We start from the raw sequence: 16,288 nt of genomic DNA, 5'->3' as shown, positions 1-16,288 counted from the left end.
TTCATTCATTAATCATACGAAAGTGGGAGAGCTTATGGCTGGAGCCGTAATTCCATTGTCTGAAGCTACGAACGGCAGCACACTGAGGATCAGCGGCATCGAGGTTCAGGGCGTGCTGCGGAGAAGACTGCTTGATCTCGGGTTTGTTGTCGGCAATGCTGTAGAGGTGCTGCGGCGCAGCCCGCTTGGAGACCCTACAGCTTACCGGATCAGCAACACTACTATTGCCCTGCGGCGGGAAGAGAGTTCCCTGATTTATGGCGAACTGATTGGAGGCGGAGAAGGATGAGTGAGTATACCGTAGCTTTTGCCGGCAACCCCAATACAGGCAAGAGCACGCTGTTCAACCTGTTGACCGGGATGCGCCAGCACACCGGCAACTGGGCCGGCAAAACCGTAGTTACCGCCGAAGGGCACTTCACCCACAAGGAGCATACTTACCGGGCCGTTGACCTTCCCGGCACCTATTCGCTCTACTCCAACTCCGCCGATGAAGAGGCGGCCCGGGACTATATTATTTTTGAGGAACCGGATGTAACGCTGGTGGTTCTGGATGCAACGTCGCTGGAGCGCAACCTCAATCTGGCCCTGCAGGTGCTGGAGATTACCGGACGCGCCGTGGTCTGCATCAATCTGATCGATGAAGCCAAGCGGCTGGGCATTGATATTAATCTGAAGCGGATTGCGGAGCGCCTCGGGGTGCCTGTCACGGCCATTTCGGCCCGTAACGGAATCGGCATCGAAGCGCTGCTGGATCAGGTCGCACGCGTAGCGACCGGTGAATTCAAGGCAGAGCCGCTGAAGATCACCTACAACGAGGAGATTGAGCAAGGCATTGCCGAGCTGATCCCGATGGTGGAACAGACGGTCGGCGCCAGATATCCGGCACGCTGGATTGCCCTGCGCCTGCTGGACGGTGATCACAGCCTGCTGGCTTCCCTCAGAGCCCATATGGGACGCAAGGGTATATCTGTAGCGAAGGAGGTGGCCCGCCATGGAGTCACCGCATGCCATTAACGGCCAAGACCCGCTCGATTCCCTGCTCGCAACTGCGAAGAAGCTGGCAGACAAAGGGGCGGTCCGCGACGAGATCGTCAGCGGAATCTACGGCGTATCGGCTGGAATCTGCAGCGATGCTGTCACCTATCACGACAAGAAGAAGCTCGGCAGCACCTATAAGCTGGATAATATCGTCACCTCGAAAATCTGGGGCTTCCCCATTATGCTCGCCGGCCTTGGCCTGGTATTCTGGATTACCATTGCCGGAGCCAATTACCCTTCGGGCTGGATTGCCTCCCTCTTCAGCTGGATCGAAGGCTATCTGACCGCCGGCTTCGAGGCTGTTCATGCCCCGGCCTGGCTGCACGGCGTCCTTGTGCTGGGACTGTACCGTGGAACCTCATGGGTCATCAGCGTCATGCTGCCGCCTATGATGATTTTCTTCCCGGTGTTCGCGCTGCTGGAGAATTTCGGGTATCTGCCCCGGGTTGCTTTTAATATGGACCGCTTATTCAAGAAATCCGGGGGGCATGGCAAGCAGGCCTTGACGATGTCGATGGGCTTCGGCTGCAACGCTGCCGCTATTCTGTCCACCCGCATTATTGAATCGCCCCGCGAACGGATGCTGGCCATTCTGACCAACAACTTCGTCCCGTGCAACGGCCGCTGGCCTACGCTTATTCTGCTCTCCTCCATGTTCATGGTCGGGGCAACCACCACCGGGGCACTGCGTACCTTCTCGACTGCGCTGGTGCTGATGGGGATCGTGCTGGTCGGAATTATCGTCACCCTGAGCGTATCGTGGATCATGTCCAAAACGGCGCTGCGCGGTGTGCCTACCCACTACACCCTGGAGCTGCCGCCTTACCGCCGCCCGCAGATCTGGAAGACCATTGTCCGCTCCTCCAAGGAAAAATCCCTCAATGTCCTGACCCGCGCCATCATCGTGGCTGCTCCGGCAGGGATTATCACCTGGATTCTCGGCAATCTGTTTGTCGGCGGTGAGAGTGTGCTGAATCATATGGCAGCCTGGTTCGATCCGTTCGCACAGCTGCTCGGCATGGACGGCTTCATTATTATGGCCTTCATCCTCGGCCTGCCCGCTAACGAGATTGTGCTGCCTATCCTGCTAATGGGCTACATGTCCTCTGGGGCCATGGTCGATATCGAAGGTCTCGGCAGCATTAAGGACATCTTCCTGAGCCACGGCTGGACCTGGCTGACGGCGCTGAATATGATGCTGTTCTCCCTGCTCCACTATCCTTGCGGCACCACACTCGTGAACATCTACAAGGAGACCAAAAGCCTGAAGTGGGCCGTGCTCTCCGCTGTAATCCCGCTCGCTATCGCTATCGGCGTAACCTTCGCGGTGGCTTCGGCGGCGCGGCTGTTCGGCTGGGTGTAAATCATGCAGAGCACTATTCCCCCCGGACGGGCGGATAGTGCTTTTTTGCGCTCTGGTGCGCGTCCTTCGCGGCAACCCCCGCCGTGCCAAATGTGATCGGTTTTCCGACTACATTCGGACCACACGCCACCGCCGTGCCAAATGTGATCGGTTTTTCGATTACATTCGGACCACACGCCACCGCCACTCCAAATGTGGTCGGTTTTCCGACTACATTCGGACCACACGCCACCGCCGTGCCAAATGTGGTCGGTTTTTCGATTACATTTGACCCGTACAACCCCGTGGTTACGGGCGTTAACGGAGAAATAGGTGCACCTGTTCCTCTGCCATTTGACTCTACCTCTCCCTACATGTTAGGGTGATTTGGAAGCCATAATTCTACCTTGGAGGGATGTTCATGACAGCAGTGAAGCTCAGCATTGATTACGATGGATTTGAAGAAGGTAAGCGGATGGAGACGGAGATTGAACGCTTAAGCGCAAGCCCTGAAGCCGCCGGCCTGACCAGCCTTACGATTGGCGACTGGGGACAAGCCTATGAGAACAGCTCAGAGGAAACCGTTCAGGCACTTGTGAAGCATAGCGCAAGCTTCCCGGCACTGCGTAAGCTGTTCATTGGGGATATGAGCTACGAGGAATGTGAAATCTCGTGGATTACCCAGAGTGACCTCTCCCCGCTGCTCCCTGCCTATCCGGAGCTTCAGTCATTGACCATCCAAGGCGGCACCAGTCTGCGGCTAAGTCAGCTGCAGCACGACAAGCTCGAAGAACTGATTATCATTACAGGCGGACTCAGCAAGGATGTGCTGGCGGATATCGCCGGCTCCACTCTACCTAACCTGCAGAAGCTCGAACTCTATCTTGGAGTGGACAATTACGGCTTCGACGGCGGGCTGGACGACCTCCAGCCGCTGATCGAGCCTGGGAAATTCCCTAAGCTAACCTATCTCGGACTCAAAAACAGTGAGATACAGGACGAAATTGCCGCAGCCCTGGCGGATGCGCCGATTCTGGACCAGCTCCATACCCTGGATATGTCACTGGGAACGCTTAGCGACACCGGCGCAGAAGCGCTGCTCGCCAGCGAGCGGGTCAAGGGACTGAAGCTGCTCAACCTGAGCCATCACTTCATGTCTGACGAGATGATGCTGCGTCTGAAGAACAGCGGCTTGCCGGTCGATGTCAGCGACCAGCAGCAAGCCGATGACGATGATGACTGGCGTTATCCGTCAATCACAGAATAATGCAGCCCGCAGAGCCGCTGGTTGTCTTCTGCCAGCCCGGCGACCGGCGCGCGGCCGGTATCCAGCAGGCGCGCTCGCGTCTCGGGATGCCCCCGGCGCTGCTGATTCCCTATGCCGGACTGCTGGAGGGCCAGCCGCTGGCTGATCTGCTGGAGCAGGCTGTGCAGTCGCAGCTTCGGGACGGAGCGCCGGAACAGGCGGGTCTTCATTCACCAGCGCCGGGGCAACCCCAGCTGGAGTACCCCGGCCGCCGGAGCGGCGGGCACTCCGCGCAGGGGTCCTCAGCGGAAGCGCAGCGCCTGCTGCCGGATTCCCCGGGTGGCAGCTTCAGCATGCCCGCTGTGCCGGGGTCCGCAGCGGGAACGCCGCTGCTGCGCCTGGAGTCCCCCGGCGGCAGCTTCACGCTGGAGCGGGCGCTTATCGCGCTGGGCGCACCGGATGCGCCGGACGCGGACGACTCGCTGCACCCGTTCGGGCAGCAGCCGGACCTGAGGCCGCTAAGCTTCAAAGCGGCCTCCGCCCTGAAGGAGCTGCCCGGCGTGCTGCATCACCCGTCCCAGTGGTTCCGCGGCTACTGCCGCCTGCTGGCGCGGCTCCGGCGGGAGGCCAGGCAGCTGCTGCCCGCTTCCCGCTGGACCAACGATCCGGCGGAGATCGCAGCTATGACGGACAAGCGCCGGACCCAGCAGATTCTCGCCGAGTCCGGCGTCTCTGTTCCCCGTCCGCTTCGCGGCAGTGGCGGACAAGTCCCCGTAGACTACGCCTCCCTGCGCGAGCTGATGCTGTCGCAGCGGATGCACCGCGTGTTCATCAAGCTGGCCAGCGGCTCCGCCGCCTCCGGCGTGATTGCATATCAGCTGAACCCGGCCACGGGGGCTGAGTCGGCGGTTACCACCATCGGAGTCGAGAGCTATATCACCCGTCCCCCGGTGTATTATAATTCCGGCAAGCTACAGCGCTATACGGATTCTGCCCGCCTTGCCGGTATCATTAACTGGCTCTACCGCCACGGCGCCTATGCCGAGCAGTGGATTCCGAAGCCCGGCATAAGCGGGCATTCCTTCGACATCCGCCAGCTGGTTGTCGCTGGTGATGCCTGCCACGCTGTCGCCAGAGTCAGCACCACACCGATTACGAATCTGCATCTGCGCAGCCAGCGGATGACTCCGGCGGAGGCCGGGCTGAGCGAGGCGCAGCAGGCAGAGGTACGCCGGACAGCAGAGGCCTCCCTGGCTGCTTTTCCGAACTGCTCAGTCGCGGGCATCGATGTGCTGGTGGGAAGCACTGGGCAGACGTATACGGCGGATGTGAATCCTTTTGGCGACTTATTGTACGATGTTGAATACCAAGGCTGCAGCACCTACGAATGGGAAATGAAGCAGCTATCCAGGAGGAATCCGGCCCCATGACCGATATGAATGCCATTGTCGGCACCCACGATATCTTAATGATCACACTCGATACTCTGCGCTACGATGCGGCTGTGCTGGAGGAGGCGAATTGTCCCAATCTGTGCGGCAGCGGCTCCTGGGAGCAGCGGCATACCCCTGGCAGCTTCACTTATGCGGCCCATCATGCCTTCTTCGGCGGCTTCTTACCCACTCCGGCTAACACGAATAAGGCTGAGCATGTACGGCTGTTCCACTCCAGGAATACCGGGATGAAGACCCATCCCCATACCTGGCTGTTCGATACTCCGGATATGGTGTCGGGGCTGGCAGCGGCGGGTTATCAGACGGTGTGTATCGGGGGCGTAATCTTTTTCAGCAAAAAAGTGCCCCTCGCCCGCGTCCTCCCCGGTTATTTCCAGCAGAGCTACTGGCGGATGACCTTCGGGGTCACGAACCCGCGCTCCACGGAGCATCAGGTGAATCATGCGCTCAAGCTACTCGGCAACACCCCGCTGGACCAGCGGCTGTTCCTGTTCATGAATGTCTCGGCGATCCATGGCCCGAACCATATGTTCCTGCCGGGCGCGCGCAAAGATTCAGTGGAAAGCCAGCGTGCAGCGCTGCGTTATGCCGACGGGGAGCTTGGGCGTCTGTTCGATGCGTTCCGGGGGCGCGGCAACCCTGTCTTCTGTCTAGCCTTCTCCGACCACGGCACGGCTTATGGCGAAGACGGCTATCAGGGCCATCGGCTGGCGCATGACACGGTATGGAATGTTCCGTACCGGGAATTTATTTTATAGGCATTGAACTGAAATTCGATCCCGCACAAGGAAGGAGAACGTATGACGTCCATCCGGCAATCTCTGCATCACACGAACCAAGACGGACACCCTCCCTTCTCCGCTGGGGAGCTTCAGCAATGGACGGAGCAGATCACGGCCCATCCTTACCGCAATTATCTCTATTCCTATCCGCACAAAACCGCTTACCGCGAGTTCGCGTCCCCCCTTCCTTTAGAGGAGCTGTGGCGGGATGAGCCTGCGGAGAGTTTGTTCTTATATATGCATATTCCGTTCTGCGGCGCGCGCTGCGGCTTCTGCAACCTGTTCACGCTGCCTGATAAAAGAGCGAATGTACACGCCGAATACGTGGATGCGCTGGAACGGCAGGCCCGGCAGTGGGCAGCCTTCACCCGTCACAAGCCTTACGCACGCTTCGCCATCGGCGGCGGGACGCCCAGTCTTCTGGCTCCTGCGCAGCTGAACCGGCTGTTCAGCATTGCTACGGATATTATGGGAGTGGATCTGGGGACCACCTCCATCTCCGTGGAGACCTCACCCGAGACGCTGACGGAGGAGAAGCTGACGATTCTGAAGGAGCATACGGTGGACCGGGTCAGCATGGGCATCCAGAGCTTCGTAGCCGCCGAGTCGGCTGCGATTTACCGCCCGCAGGACCCCGAGGTGGTGTACCGTGCGCTGGAGTTGCTAGGGCAGTTTGATTTTCCTATCCTCAATCTGGATCTGATCTACGGACTCCCGGGGCAGACGGTGGACTCCTGGCTCTATTCGCTGAATCAGGCGCTGCTGCATGAACCGGAGGAAATCTTCCTCTATCCGCTCTACACCCGTGAGCATACGATTGTGAAGCCGGGCGACCTGGTGAACCAGCTGGATATCCGTCATGAATGCTATGAAGCGGCACGTGCTGTGCTGGCAGAGCGTGGCTACCGCCAATACTCGATGCGCAGATTCGCCAAGGAGGATGCCGGGACCGGCAAGGATATTCTTGATTACAGCTGCCAGGAGGAAGGGATGGTCGGCCTCGGGTGCGGCGCGCGTTCCTATACCCGGAATGTGCATTATGCCTCCCGCTACGGCGTCAGCCGCAAGGCTACGGAGAGCATCATCGCGGATTATGTTGCCGCAGAGCATTATAATACAGCCGATTATGGAATCGTGCTGAGCCTGGACGAGCAGAAACGGCGGTTCATTCTAAAAGCAATCCTGCACAGCGAAGGGCTGACGATTGCGGACTATAACCAGCGGTTCGGGACTAAGCTATGGGAGGACCATCCTGAGCTTGGCCTTTTGGTACAGAGCGGGTTCGCCACGGATGATGAGGGTATTCTGCGGCTGACTCCAGATGGGCTGGGCTACTCCGACTCCATCGGTGACTGGTTCATCTCCGGTGAGATCAGGGAGCAGATGCAGGAGTTCATCGTGCCATGAAGGCGGTCCTCTACTACCGGGGCTCCCTCTCCTCCTGTAACTATGACTGTCCTTACTGCCCCTTCGGCAAAACCAAAGACAGCGCCGCCACCCTCGCCAAAGACCGCGAAGGTCTGGAAACCTTCGTCCGCTGGGTAGCGGAGCAGGGGGGCGCAGGCCACCGCCTGTCTATCTTTTTCAATCCGTATGGCGAGGGCTTGACGCACCGCTGGTACCGGGAGGCGCTGATTACCCTGTCCCATCTGGAGCATGTGGACAAGGTCGCCATCCAGACCAATCTGTCGGCCCGACTTGATTTCACTGCTGAACTGAACCCGGCGAAGGCCGCCTTCTGGGCGACCTATCATCCCGGTCAGGTGAGTGAGGAAAAGTTCCTGGCGCAGTGCATGACGGTATACCGGCAGGGCATTCCGTTCAGCGTGGGCAGTGTGGGGGTGCATAGTGCCTTCCCGGCTATCGCCTCGCTGCGTGCGGCCTTGCCGGAGGACGTCTATCTGTGGGTGAACGCCTACAAGGATAAACGGGATTATTATACGGCGGAGGATATAAGCTTCCTGAGTGGGATAGACCCGCATTTCCAGATTAATGCGATGGACTATGACAGCCTCGGTGCCAGCTGTAATGCTGGTAGCAGCGTATTCTACGTGCAAGGCCCCGGCCTGGTGAAGCGCTGCTACAAGGACCGCGCGGTGATCGGTAACCTCTACCGCGACGGGCTGGAGGGCCTTGCCGCTGAGCGGAGCTGCCGCATGAAGGTATGTGACTGCTACATCGGCTATATTCATATGCCCGAGCTGGGCCTGGAGCAGATCTACGGCTCCGGCCTGCTGGAGCGGATTCCTTACGGCGCGGGGAGGACAGAGTAGTGACTACTGGTAAGCTACAAGCACACAAGACCTCTGCCGGTTTAACGATATGGCTTACCGGTCTGTCGGGGGCGGGCAAGTCAACGCTTGCCGCGCTGCTCACAGACCGGCTCCGGGAGCAGGGGCAGGCGGTGGAATGGCTGGACGGCGATGAACTGCGGCGCAGCCTGGGGCGGGGACTCGGCTTCAGCCGCGAGGACAGGTTCGAGAACATCCGCAGAGCGGTCTACCTCGCCGGGATGCTGAACCGGCACGGCGTAATTACCGTGGTCTCGGTAATCAGTCCTTATGCCGACATGCGCAGCTATGCCCGGCAGGAATTGCCGGGCTTCGTCGAGGTCTATGTGAACTGCCCGCTTCCCGTCTGTGAAGCAAGGGACGTCAAAGGGCTGTACGCCAAAGCCCGCTCCGGTGAGATCCCGGCCTTCACCGGGATCTCTGATCCTTATGAAGTTCCGGCTGACCCCGAGCTGACGCTGCACACAGCGGAGCGTACACCGGAGCAATGCATGGAAGAGCTGATCAGCTGGCTCACGGAGCATCGGCTTTATCGGCTATGATGGAATAGGAGCAAACGGAATAAGGAGGGGCATTAGTGCCCCTCCTTTGTTTATTTAGCGTGCGTCCGGGGAATTCAAGTGCACTAGTGCACCTCATTCATGTGTTTGCCCCGCGTCTGCTGAATTCAGGGGCACTAGTGCACCTCATTCGTTCATTTAGCCCGCATCTGCTGAATTCAGGGGCACTAGTGCACCTCATTCGTTCATTTGGCCCGCGTCTGCTGAATTCAGGTGCACTAATGCTCCTCATTCGTTCATTTGGCCCGCGTCTGCTGAATTCAGGGGCACTAGTGCTCCTCATTCGCTCGTCCAGCCAACTATTTACAAATTCAGGTGCACTAATGCTCCTCATTCGCTCCTTTAGCGCGCATAAGGCATATTCAACTTCAGCCCTTCCTATGCCCATCGCTCCCGGCCGCTGCATTCTGGAGTTACGGATACTCCAGATGCTCTGGATTACTTCCGCGAGTTAGATTGGCGGCGCAGGAGAATCAGTGCGGCGGCTCCAAGGACTACGATTCCGGCACCCGCTCCGGCGTATGGCAGCCAAGATGCAGATGTGGTTTCAGGCTCAGTTGTTGGGCTATCTCCAGAAGCTGGAGGGCTTGCTGAGGTTGGAGGATGGTTACCAGAGACCGCCCCTGGATCATCAGCGATCCCGGGCGGCTCCGTGGGCGAGCCCCCTGACATTCCGGCGCCTAGCTCATTCAGGTCCTCCTCGGCACCAGAGAACATTGCGGTCCGGCTGCACAAGCTGACTGTAAGTTTAGCTGTCCCTCCCTTACCCTCTCCTTCCTCCCCAGCTGCATATACGATGTAGCGCTCGCCCTTGGTGAACTCGAAACCGCAGCTCGCCCCCGACAATGCCGTAGTTACAGTAACCTTCTCCCCCATTTCACCCTTCCACCGCGCTCCCACTTGAAAGGTTACGCGCACCGGATCAGCGCTGGACTGCATAATTTTAAATTTCTCTTTAATAGAAACTACTGTTCCCTCAAAAACAGCTGCACTCTGCTCCATTGCTTCCAGCGGTGAAGCAGACACTGCACAAGAACACGCATAGGTTACCTGCGGGCGTACAGTCAGCAGTGTCATGAAGACAATCAGCGCACAGAGAATCATCAGCCAGGCGCTCCGCATTTTCCTTATCGTTACCATAAACATCACGCTCCTCATAACCCTCAGACGGAAATTTCCAGAGAAAGGTTACATACTCCCGTCATCTACTCCCCCGCCTCAATCTCCCGCGCAATGGCGGTGAGCCGCTGCATTCCCTCGCGCAGCAAGGCTTCACTGGCGAACGAGTAGCTAAGGCGCAGCCAGGACTTCATCTCCCCCAGCGGATCACAGATTTCACCCGGTACGAAGGAGATCGAATGCTCCAGGCAACGGGCCAGCAGCTTAGTTACCGGAACACTGTCCGGCAGCTTGACCCACAGATTAAGTCCGCCCTGCGGGGGCGTCCATTCCCAGCCGGTGGCCGCGAGCTCTTCCTCCATAATCTCCTTGTGCACCTGAAGGGCAATCCGCAGCTTGCCAAGATGCTGCTGTAAGCGCGGCGAGGTATAATAATGCAGAAAAATCTTCTGATTCAGCAGCGGCGTCCCGTTATCCGCCAAGGACTTGGCGGCGATCAGCCGCTCCATGAACGGATAACGGCAGGCCACCGCACAGATCCGCAGGCCGGGGGCCACATATTTGCTGAAGCTGCTGATATACATGACCCAGCCCTCTGTATCATAAGCGAAGAACGGCGGGGGCGGCTCCTCTAAGAAGTACATGTCGCGGAACGGATCATCCTCCACGAGCAGACAGCGGTAGCGCTCTGCAAGCTCCACCAGCAGCTTGCGCTGCTGGGCCGGAATCGTATACCCCGTCGGGTTATGATGGGTCGGGTTGATGTAGAACATCCGCGGCTTATTCTTACGCATCAGCTCCTCCACCGCCGCCAGATCATAGCCCTGCGGCGAGATATCCACAGCTACCAGCCGCGCTCCTGCCCGCCGAAAAATATCCAGCGCCACACTATACGTAGGCCGCTCCACCAGCACAACATCCATCGGACCGAGCATGATCCCGGCAATCAGATTGATGGCCTGTTGTGCACCTGAAGTAATCAGCAGCTCGCGGGCCGACAGCTGGAGCTTATACCGCTCCTCGAAATGGCTGCTCAGCGTAACACGCAGCTCTTCATCACCCTCCACGGAGGAGTAGGTGCCCAGGACCTTCGGGTAGAGGTCGAATACTTTTTTTACATAATCAGACAGGAACAGGTTCGGCAGCAGCCCCGGATCAATCAAGGCCCGAGAGAACTGGTGCGTGACCGGCAGCCGCTGAATATCGGACATCGGGCTCCTGACCATATACCCCGGCACTGCCGCCCCATCTTCCGCCGAAGGGTCCAGCCTGCTGCCCAGGGCCACATAATAACCGGATTTGTCTTTGACATACAGCTTACCGCTCTCAGTCAGCGCCCGGTAGGCCTTGAACACGGTCAGCCGGTGAACTCCCAGCTCCTCCGCCAGCAGCCGGATCGACGGCAGCTTGTCATCAGTCTTCCACTCCCCGCGCTCCATCCGGTTCAGCATGAACTCATAAACTTGGCGGAATAAGGGATTATTCTGCTCGGCACCCGCTATTTTTTTCATCAATCTGCCGCCTCTCTGCAACCTATAACGGGGTCGCCCCCGCTCCATCGCTCAAAATTCACTCGACATGGCTCCTGCTAACGCTTGCCGACGTCTACACAACCTCGCACGCCCAGCTGCTAACTTCTCTTAACCTTATTGTACAGCATTCCCCTCCGTAACTGTTCTGCTATCTCTAATCTGTTCTGTGTCTATAAGGATATGATTAACTGAAATCTTTAAGACGCTGCCACATTACCACCACAAAGGGGAACTGAACCATGATTCTGTTAGCTTATTCACTTGTCTGTCTGATCTTCGGCACTACCTTCCTGGCCATCAAAATCGGCGTAGACGCCGGAGCGCCGCCCTTCTTCTCTGCGGGACTGCGTTTTTTCACGGCGGGTGCGGTGCTGTTCCTATTCATGGTTCTGCGGGGCAAAGCCCGCTTCTCCCTGCTCCTGCGCAAGGAAATGCTGCTCACAGGAGCTGCGCTGACCTTCGGCACCTTCGCCGCGCTCTACTGGGCGGAACAATATGTATCCTCCGGACTTGCCGCCGTATTGTCTGCCACCGGGCCGATGATGATTCTGCTCATGCAGATGGCCTTTATGCGCCAAAAAGCGCCCGCCTATTCTCTCTTCGGCTGTATCATCGGGTTCACCGGAGTCCTGCTGCTGGTGCTGCCCAGCCTGGCGGCTGACGTCACTCCGCTCTGGCTGATCGGCTGTGTGGTGGTGCTGATTGGGGAACTCTGCTACGCGGCGGGAGCGATCTATTCCAAAAAAGTAATTACCACCTTCTCCGCCGAGTCTCCCGTGGCTTTAAACGCAGCACAGATGATGTACGGCGGGGCGCTGCTGTTCATCATCTCCCTGTTCACAGAGCCGATGCACCCGTCCTTCCTGTTGTCATTCAAAACCGCAGGTTCCCTGCTCTACCTGACCGTTGTCGGCTCCATGGTTGGACACACGCTGTTCTACTGGCTCGTCTCCAAGACGAATCCGGTTTTCCCGTCCACCTGGCTGTATATCTCTCCGCCGATTGCCGTCGGGGTAGGCTTCCTGTTCTATAACGAAGCGGTTACCTGGGTAACGCTGCTTGGCGTATTCACCATTATCGCGGGAACCATCCTTGTGAATGCTGGCGCGCTGAAGCAACTGTTCTTCAAGCCTAAACCGGTAATCCCCGTGCTGCCAAAAGCAGGCATTGAAGCACTTCCGCAGGATTTATAGAAATTGGGCAATCGTCTTGACTCCCTTAGTGATCTGTAATTCTGTTACATTACCAAATCCCATAATGAGGCTCTCAGTATACTTTTCTTTCGAAATGGTATATCGCTCGGCAGGATATATTCTGATATGTTGCTCCTCAAGTTGCATAGACGTTAAAAGATCAATGTTACGACCTGGAAATTTTGCTACGACATGCAAACCGGATGCATCACCAGATATCGTTACTTTGCCGTCAAACGCCTCATTCATTGCGGCTATCAGATGTTTTCTTCTTTTGCCGTAAATGCGTTTCATTCGTGTGATATGACGTTCCAAATGTCCTTCCTTCATGAATTGAGCTAACGTCAATTGTGGCAAGGTGGGACATTGCATATCGGCCATCCGTTTTAATTCTAACAATGGCTCAAGTAGTTCTTGGGGGACGACCATATAACCAAGACGTAATGATGGAAACAAATTTTTGCTGAATGTCCCCACATAGATAACCCGTTCGGCATCAAGCTCTCGCAGGGCATGGATCGGCATTCCTCCATATCGAAATTCACTATCATAATCGTCTTCAATAATATAGCTTCGGGTACGCCGAGCATAATCCAGCAGTTGAATACGTCTGCTGATGGACAGGATGCTTCCGGAAGGAAATTGATGAGAAGGGGTGACAAAGATACATTTAGGCTGCGAGTGTGTGGGAAGGTTATAGACACATAGTCCATGTTCATCGACAGGTACAGGTACAATTTGCGCATCCGTCGAGACGAAAATATTATGAATAAACGCAGCAGTAGGATCTTCAATGGCTACAATATCTTTCGGCTTCAACAACAGTTTGCACAATAAGGAGATGGCTTGGGTGGCTCCGGATGTGACAATAATTTGTGAAGGTACACAGTGGAATCCTTTGAATTTGAGGAGGTGCTGGCAAATGGATTGTCTAAGTGGCCAACTCCCAGATAGATCTTCTTGATAGCCAAATGCAGAAGAAGGAGCATTGTCGTAAACCTCAAGTGCGGTTCTTTTCCATTTTTGAAGTGGAACATGCTCAAGGGCCGGGAAGCTTGGCCGGAAATCTATTCCGTTAAAATCCCCACTGTCTTTGGAAAAAGAGAGTTGGTCTGTCGTGATTGAATCCTCCTGTTGTATTAGAAACGGTCTGCTCCTTCCGATGTCCATAACATAGGTGCCTGAACCTTGGCGTCCTTCCAAATAACCTTCAGCCGTCAACTGCTCGTATACCTCAACGATGAGAGCCCGTGAGACTCCCAGTTCCTTTGCCAGCTCTCTAGTAGAGGGAAGGAGACTTCCCAACTCATAACCCCCTTGAAAAATCCGATTTCTTATTAGAGTGTAGACTCGTCTTGTTTTTGTTTCTGTTAGTTCCGTCTTCATCTAACGTGTCTCCTTCTAAACTTGGAATTGGTATGGTTAAATAGGCGTAAAGTGGTACTTATTATAACCAATCTAGCATGTTACCATAAGTCATGCCAGTATAAATCCAACCTAGAAAGAAGCTTATGACAATGAGGAATCGTAAATTCAACACGCTAGAGCACCCACAATGAGAATTCAATCAGACGCAATTATTCCCTTGCGCACGAGTAAGGAGCATGTAATAGGTCCTTGGCTGGTAGCAGCGGCCCTCTTCATGGCATCACTGAATTTGAGACCCTCGATAGCGTCCATCGCACCAGTACTGAGCAGCATTCAACAGGATCTCGGCTTGAGTGGTGCAGTTTCCAGCTTGCTGGTCTCCATTCCGCTGCTTTGTATGGGGCTTCTCGCTCCGTTCTCTGTACAATTGAGCGAAAGACTGGGGATGGAACGAGTCATTACCTTGTCCTTGCTTCTCATTGGCACAAGTACGTTTTTACGCATTTTCATTCACTCTGCCCCGCTGTTGTTTCTGACTGCATTGCTATCTGGTTTTGGTATTGCTATGATGGGGCCTTTGCTATCGGGGTTTATCAAGAAGTATATGGCTGACAGGGTGCCATCAATGATTGCTTTGTATTCCATGGCTTTAGCACTAGGGGCAGCGCTTGGTTCGAGCCTGACTTCACCATTACAATGGAAGCTTCACTCCTGGCAAACGGCACTTTCATTCTGGCTCATACCTGCAATATTGGCTCTACCGCTGTGGTATGGCATGCAAAGACGACAGATACATGCTTCTGCTACAGAAGTATCCTTTTCAAGACCATTGAAGCTGCCCTGGAAAACAGGAAAAGCGTGGCTGCTTGCCATCGAATTCGGACTCTTATCTGTCGTGTTTTATTCGCTCCTGGGGTGGTTTCCATTAATGCTCATTACGGCAGGTATTTCCCGGCTGCACGCTGGATTCATGGTGACCTTGTTTGCCATCACTCAAATCCCGAGTGGAATGATTATGCAAATGCTCTTAAAGGTCCATCCTTCCAGACGGAGTTGGCTAATCATATCGTCTTCGATGCAGGCTACCGGCCTCTTATTGTTATTCTTCTCCACCTTCTTATGGCCTGCTGTGCTGTTAATTGGACTAGGATCAGGAATGTTATTTGCTCTAGTTAACTTGCTCCCACTCGAAGCGACGTCAACGCCTGAAGAGGCCGCCTCTTGGGCAGCCATGACTCAGTGTTTTGGTTTTCTCATCGGGGCGGGGGGGCCATTTCTGCTGGGCTTAGTTTATGACCGCATGGGCAATTTTAAGTTGAGCATACTGGGGATGGTACTAGTTTCGGTTTTGATGGGAGTAATATCCTTATTTATCATTCCGGGAAAAGATGAATAGACGTTTTTATCAGCCGTTAAAACATTGGGAGGTTTATCGACATGAAGATATTTGTTGCTGGTGCAAGTGGAGTTATTGGACGTATTTTACTTCCAAAATTAGTGGAAGCAGGTCACGAAGTAACGGGAATGACGCGTCGTAAGGAACAAGGACAGGCTATCGAAGAGTTAGGAGCTAAAGCTGTCATTGCAGATGCGTTTAATCTGAAACAAATGGTAAACATCATAAGCGAGAACCAGCCAGATGTAGTCATCCATCAGTTAACAGCATTGAGTCAGGGGAGTTCAGCAGAGAATGCACGAATTCGAATGGAAGGAACCCGGAATCTGGTGAACGCTGCCCGACAAGCCAATGTTAAGAAGATCATTGCCCAAAGTATTTCATGGGCGTATGAACCGGGGGATGAGCCGGCGATGGAAGAAGTGGCCTTGGATGTTCACGCACCTTTACCCCGGAGTACGACGATCAGCGGTATTGCAGCCTTAGAGAGCGCAGTTACAGAAATCCCCGACTATGTCATATTGCGGTATGGCACACTCTATGGTCCATCTACCTGGTATGACAAGAATGGAGCCACGGCGGGACAAGTTCGGAATCACGAGTTAACGGCAACAGACGGAGTCTCCTCTTTTATCCATGTTGAGGATGCTGCGAATGCAGCTTTTCTAGCATTGGCTTGGCCGACAGGAACGTATAACATCGTGGATGATGAACCCGCCAAGGGTATAGACTGGCTTCCAGTATATGCAGATATTTTGAACGCACCCTCACCAGAACTTCAATTAGGAGCAGGTGGATGGGAGAGAGGGGCTTTGAATACCAAAGTAAAAAACGTTTGTGGATGGAATCTACATTATCCAACTTGGAGAACAGGTTTTTTAGAAGCATTGCGTTAACCTATGTTGTAAGATACTACGTATGTGAACAGCCCGGACCCTTACAAAAGGGTTCCGGGCTGTTCTGT

General features: G+C 55.4%; 15 protein-coding genes. 12 read left to right on the top strand and 3 right to left on the bottom strand.

The genetic code is table 11. The features are described from left to right. Positions 1 to 34: 34 nt before the first annotated feature. From NST43_RS03875 to cysC, 9 genes are all read left to right on the top strand, one after another. On the top strand, positions 35 to 289 hold the full coding sequence (locus NST43_RS03875; protein ID WP_209993337.1) for a FeoA domain-containing protein: 255 nt from the start codon (positions 35 to 37) through the stop codon (positions 287 to 289). Continuing rightward, positions 286 to 1,017, top strand: coding sequence for a FeoB small GTPase domain-containing protein (locus NST43_RS03870; RefSeq protein WP_339222672.1), 732 nt, complete (start codon positions 286 to 288; stop codon positions 1,015 to 1,017). The genes NST43_RS03875 and NST43_RS03870 overlap by 4 nt, the downstream gene beginning before the upstream one ends. Further along, a complete protein-coding gene (locus NST43_RS03865; protein WP_209993335.1) occupies positions 995 to 2,404 on the top strand; it encodes a ferrous iron transporter B in 1,410 nt (469 codons plus the stop codon). Before NST43_RS03870 ends, NST43_RS03865 begins: the two co-directional genes overlap by 23 nt. 400 nt (positions 2,405 to 2,804) lie before the next feature. After that, positions 2,805 to 3,650 (top strand): STM4015 family protein, encoded by an 846-nt coding sequence (locus NST43_RS03860; protein ID WP_339222670.1) that lies wholly within the window; start codon positions 2,805 to 2,807, stop codon positions 3,648 to 3,650. Beyond that, a complete protein-coding gene (locus NST43_RS03855; protein ID WP_339222668.1) occupies positions 3,650 to 5,059 on the top strand; it encodes an STM4014 family protein in 1,410 nt (469 codons plus the stop codon). The genes NST43_RS03860 and NST43_RS03855 overlap by 1 nt, the downstream gene beginning before the upstream one ends. Then, entirely contained in the window at positions 5,056 to 5,841 is a 786-nt protein-coding gene (locus tag NST43_RS03850) for an STM4013/SEN3800 family hydrolase (protein ID WP_339222666.1), read from the top strand. The genes NST43_RS03855 and NST43_RS03850 overlap by 4 nt, the downstream gene beginning before the upstream one ends. A gap of 42 nt (positions 5,842 to 5,883) precedes the next feature. Then, on the top strand, positions 5,884 to 7,272 hold the full coding sequence (locus tag NST43_RS03845; RefSeq protein WP_339222664.1) for an STM4012 family radical SAM protein: 1,389 nt from the start codon (positions 5,884 to 5,886) through the stop codon (positions 7,270 to 7,272). Continuing rightward, positions 7,269 to 8,138 (top strand): STM4011 family radical SAM protein, encoded by an 870-nt coding sequence (locus tag NST43_RS03840; RefSeq protein ID WP_339222662.1) that lies wholly within the window; start codon positions 7,269 to 7,271, stop codon positions 8,136 to 8,138. The genes NST43_RS03845 and NST43_RS03840 overlap by 4 nt, the downstream gene beginning before the upstream one ends. After that, the gene (gene cysC / locus NST43_RS03835; protein ID WP_339222661.1) at positions 8,138 to 8,698 is read left to right on the top strand and encodes an adenylyl-sulfate kinase; all 561 of its coding nucleotides are present in this window, start codon (positions 8,138 to 8,140) and stop codon (positions 8,696 to 8,698) included. Before NST43_RS03840 ends, cysC begins: the two co-directional genes overlap by 1 nt. 456 nt (positions 8,699 to 9,154) lie before the next feature. Here the strand turns inward: cysC and NST43_RS03830 are convergent, their stop codons facing one another. Both NST43_RS03830 and NST43_RS03825 read right to left on the bottom strand, forming a co-directional pair. Further along, the gene (locus tag NST43_RS03830; RefSeq protein ID WP_339222660.1) at positions 9,155 to 9,856 is read right to left on the bottom strand and encodes a hypothetical protein; all 702 of its coding nucleotides are present in this window, start codon (positions 9,854 to 9,856) and stop codon (positions 9,155 to 9,157) included. Between the two features lie 65 nt (positions 9,857 to 9,921). Beyond that, complete coding sequence (locus NST43_RS03825) at positions 9,922 to 11,346, bottom strand: PLP-dependent aminotransferase family protein (protein WP_339222658.1); 1,425 nt, start codon at positions 11,344 to 11,346, stop codon at positions 9,922 to 9,924. A 260-nt stretch (positions 11,347 to 11,606) separates the two neighbouring features. Here NST43_RS03825 and NST43_RS03820 point away from each other — a divergent pair, with 260 nt between their 5' ends. Then, a complete protein-coding gene (locus tag NST43_RS03820) occupies positions 11,607 to 12,560 on the top strand; it encodes an EamA family transporter (RefSeq protein ID WP_339222657.1) in 954 nt (317 codons plus the stop codon). On the opposite strand, the gene NST43_RS03815 is transcribed toward NST43_RS03820, so the two are convergent. Next, positions 12,555 to 13,946 (bottom strand): PLP-dependent aminotransferase family protein, encoded by a 1,392-nt coding sequence (locus NST43_RS03815; protein ID WP_339222655.1) that lies wholly within the window; start codon positions 13,944 to 13,946, stop codon positions 12,555 to 12,557. The two genes, NST43_RS03820 and NST43_RS03815, sit on opposite strands and share 6 nt — an antisense overlap. Positions 13,947 to 14,115: 169 nt before the next feature. Between NST43_RS03815 and NST43_RS03810 the strand changes: the two genes are divergently transcribed. Together NST43_RS03810 and NST43_RS03805 are read left to right on the top strand one after the other, a co-directional pair. Continuing rightward, a complete protein-coding gene (locus tag NST43_RS03810) occupies positions 14,116 to 15,324 on the top strand; it encodes an MFS transporter (protein ID WP_339222654.1) in 1,209 nt (402 codons plus the stop codon). Positions 15,325 to 15,365: 41 nt separating this feature from the next. Continuing rightward, entirely contained in the window at positions 15,366 to 16,220 is an 855-nt protein-coding gene (locus tag NST43_RS03805; protein ID WP_339222652.1) for an NAD(P)-dependent oxidoreductase, read from the top strand. Positions 16,221 to 16,288 lie beyond the last annotated feature (68 nt).

It is taken from the genome of Paenibacillus sp. FSL H8-0332 (genome assembly GCF_037963835.1).
In the GTDB taxonomy this organism is placed as follows: Bacteria; Bacillota; Bacilli; order Paenibacillales; family Paenibacillaceae; genus Paenibacillus_AQ; species Paenibacillus_AQ rhizoplanae.
Note: the sequence above shows the minus strand (reverse complement) of the source record. Positions and strands in the feature narration are given on the sequence as shown.

Excerpts from the sequence above, each read along its gene's own strand:
- NST43_RS03875 (WP_209993337.1), top strand. The coding sequence starts at position 35 with ATGGCTGGAGCCGTAATTCCATTGTCTGAAGCTACGAACGGCAGCACA.
- NST43_RS03870 (WP_339222672.1), top strand. The coding sequence starts at position 286 with ATGAGTGAGTATACCGTAGCTTTTGCCGGCAACCCCAATACAGGCAAG.
- NST43_RS03865 (WP_209993335.1), top strand. The coding sequence starts at position 995 with ATGGAGTCACCGCATGCCATTAACGGCCAAGACCCGCTCGATTCCCTG.
- NST43_RS03860 (WP_339222670.1), top strand. The coding sequence starts at position 2,805 with ATGACAGCAGTGAAGCTCAGCATTGATTACGATGGATTTGAAGAAGGT.
- NST43_RS03855 (WP_339222668.1), top strand. The coding sequence starts at position 3,650 with ATGCAGCCCGCAGAGCCGCTGGTTGTCTTCTGCCAGCCCGGCGACCGG.
- NST43_RS03850 (WP_339222666.1), top strand. The coding sequence starts at position 5,056 with ATGACCGATATGAATGCCATTGTCGGCACCCACGATATCTTAATGATC.
- NST43_RS03845 (WP_339222664.1), top strand. The coding sequence starts at position 5,884 with ATGACGTCCATCCGGCAATCTCTGCATCACACGAACCAAGACGGACAC.
- NST43_RS03840 (WP_339222662.1), top strand. The coding sequence starts at position 7,269 with ATGAAGGCGGTCCTCTACTACCGGGGCTCCCTCTCCTCCTGTAACTAT.
- NST43_RS03830 (WP_339222660.1), bottom strand. The coding sequence starts at position 9,856 with ATGGTAACGATAAGGAAAATGCGGAGCGCCTGGCTGATGATTCTCTGT.
- NST43_RS03825 (WP_339222658.1), bottom strand. The coding sequence starts at position 11,346 with ATGAAAAAAATAGCGGGTGCCGAGCAGAATAATCCCTTATTCCGCCAA.
- NST43_RS03820 (WP_339222657.1), top strand. The coding sequence starts at position 11,607 with ATGATTCTGTTAGCTTATTCACTTGTCTGTCTGATCTTCGGCACTACC.
- NST43_RS03815 (WP_339222655.1), bottom strand. The coding sequence starts at position 13,946 with ATGAAGACGGAACTAACAGAAACAAAAACAAGACGAGTCTACACTCTA.
- NST43_RS03810 (WP_339222654.1), top strand. The coding sequence starts at position 14,116 with ATGAGAATTCAATCAGACGCAATTATTCCCTTGCGCACGAGTAAGGAG.
- NST43_RS03805 (WP_339222652.1), top strand. The coding sequence starts at position 15,366 with ATGAAGATATTTGTTGCTGGTGCAAGTGGAGTTATTGGACGTATTTTA.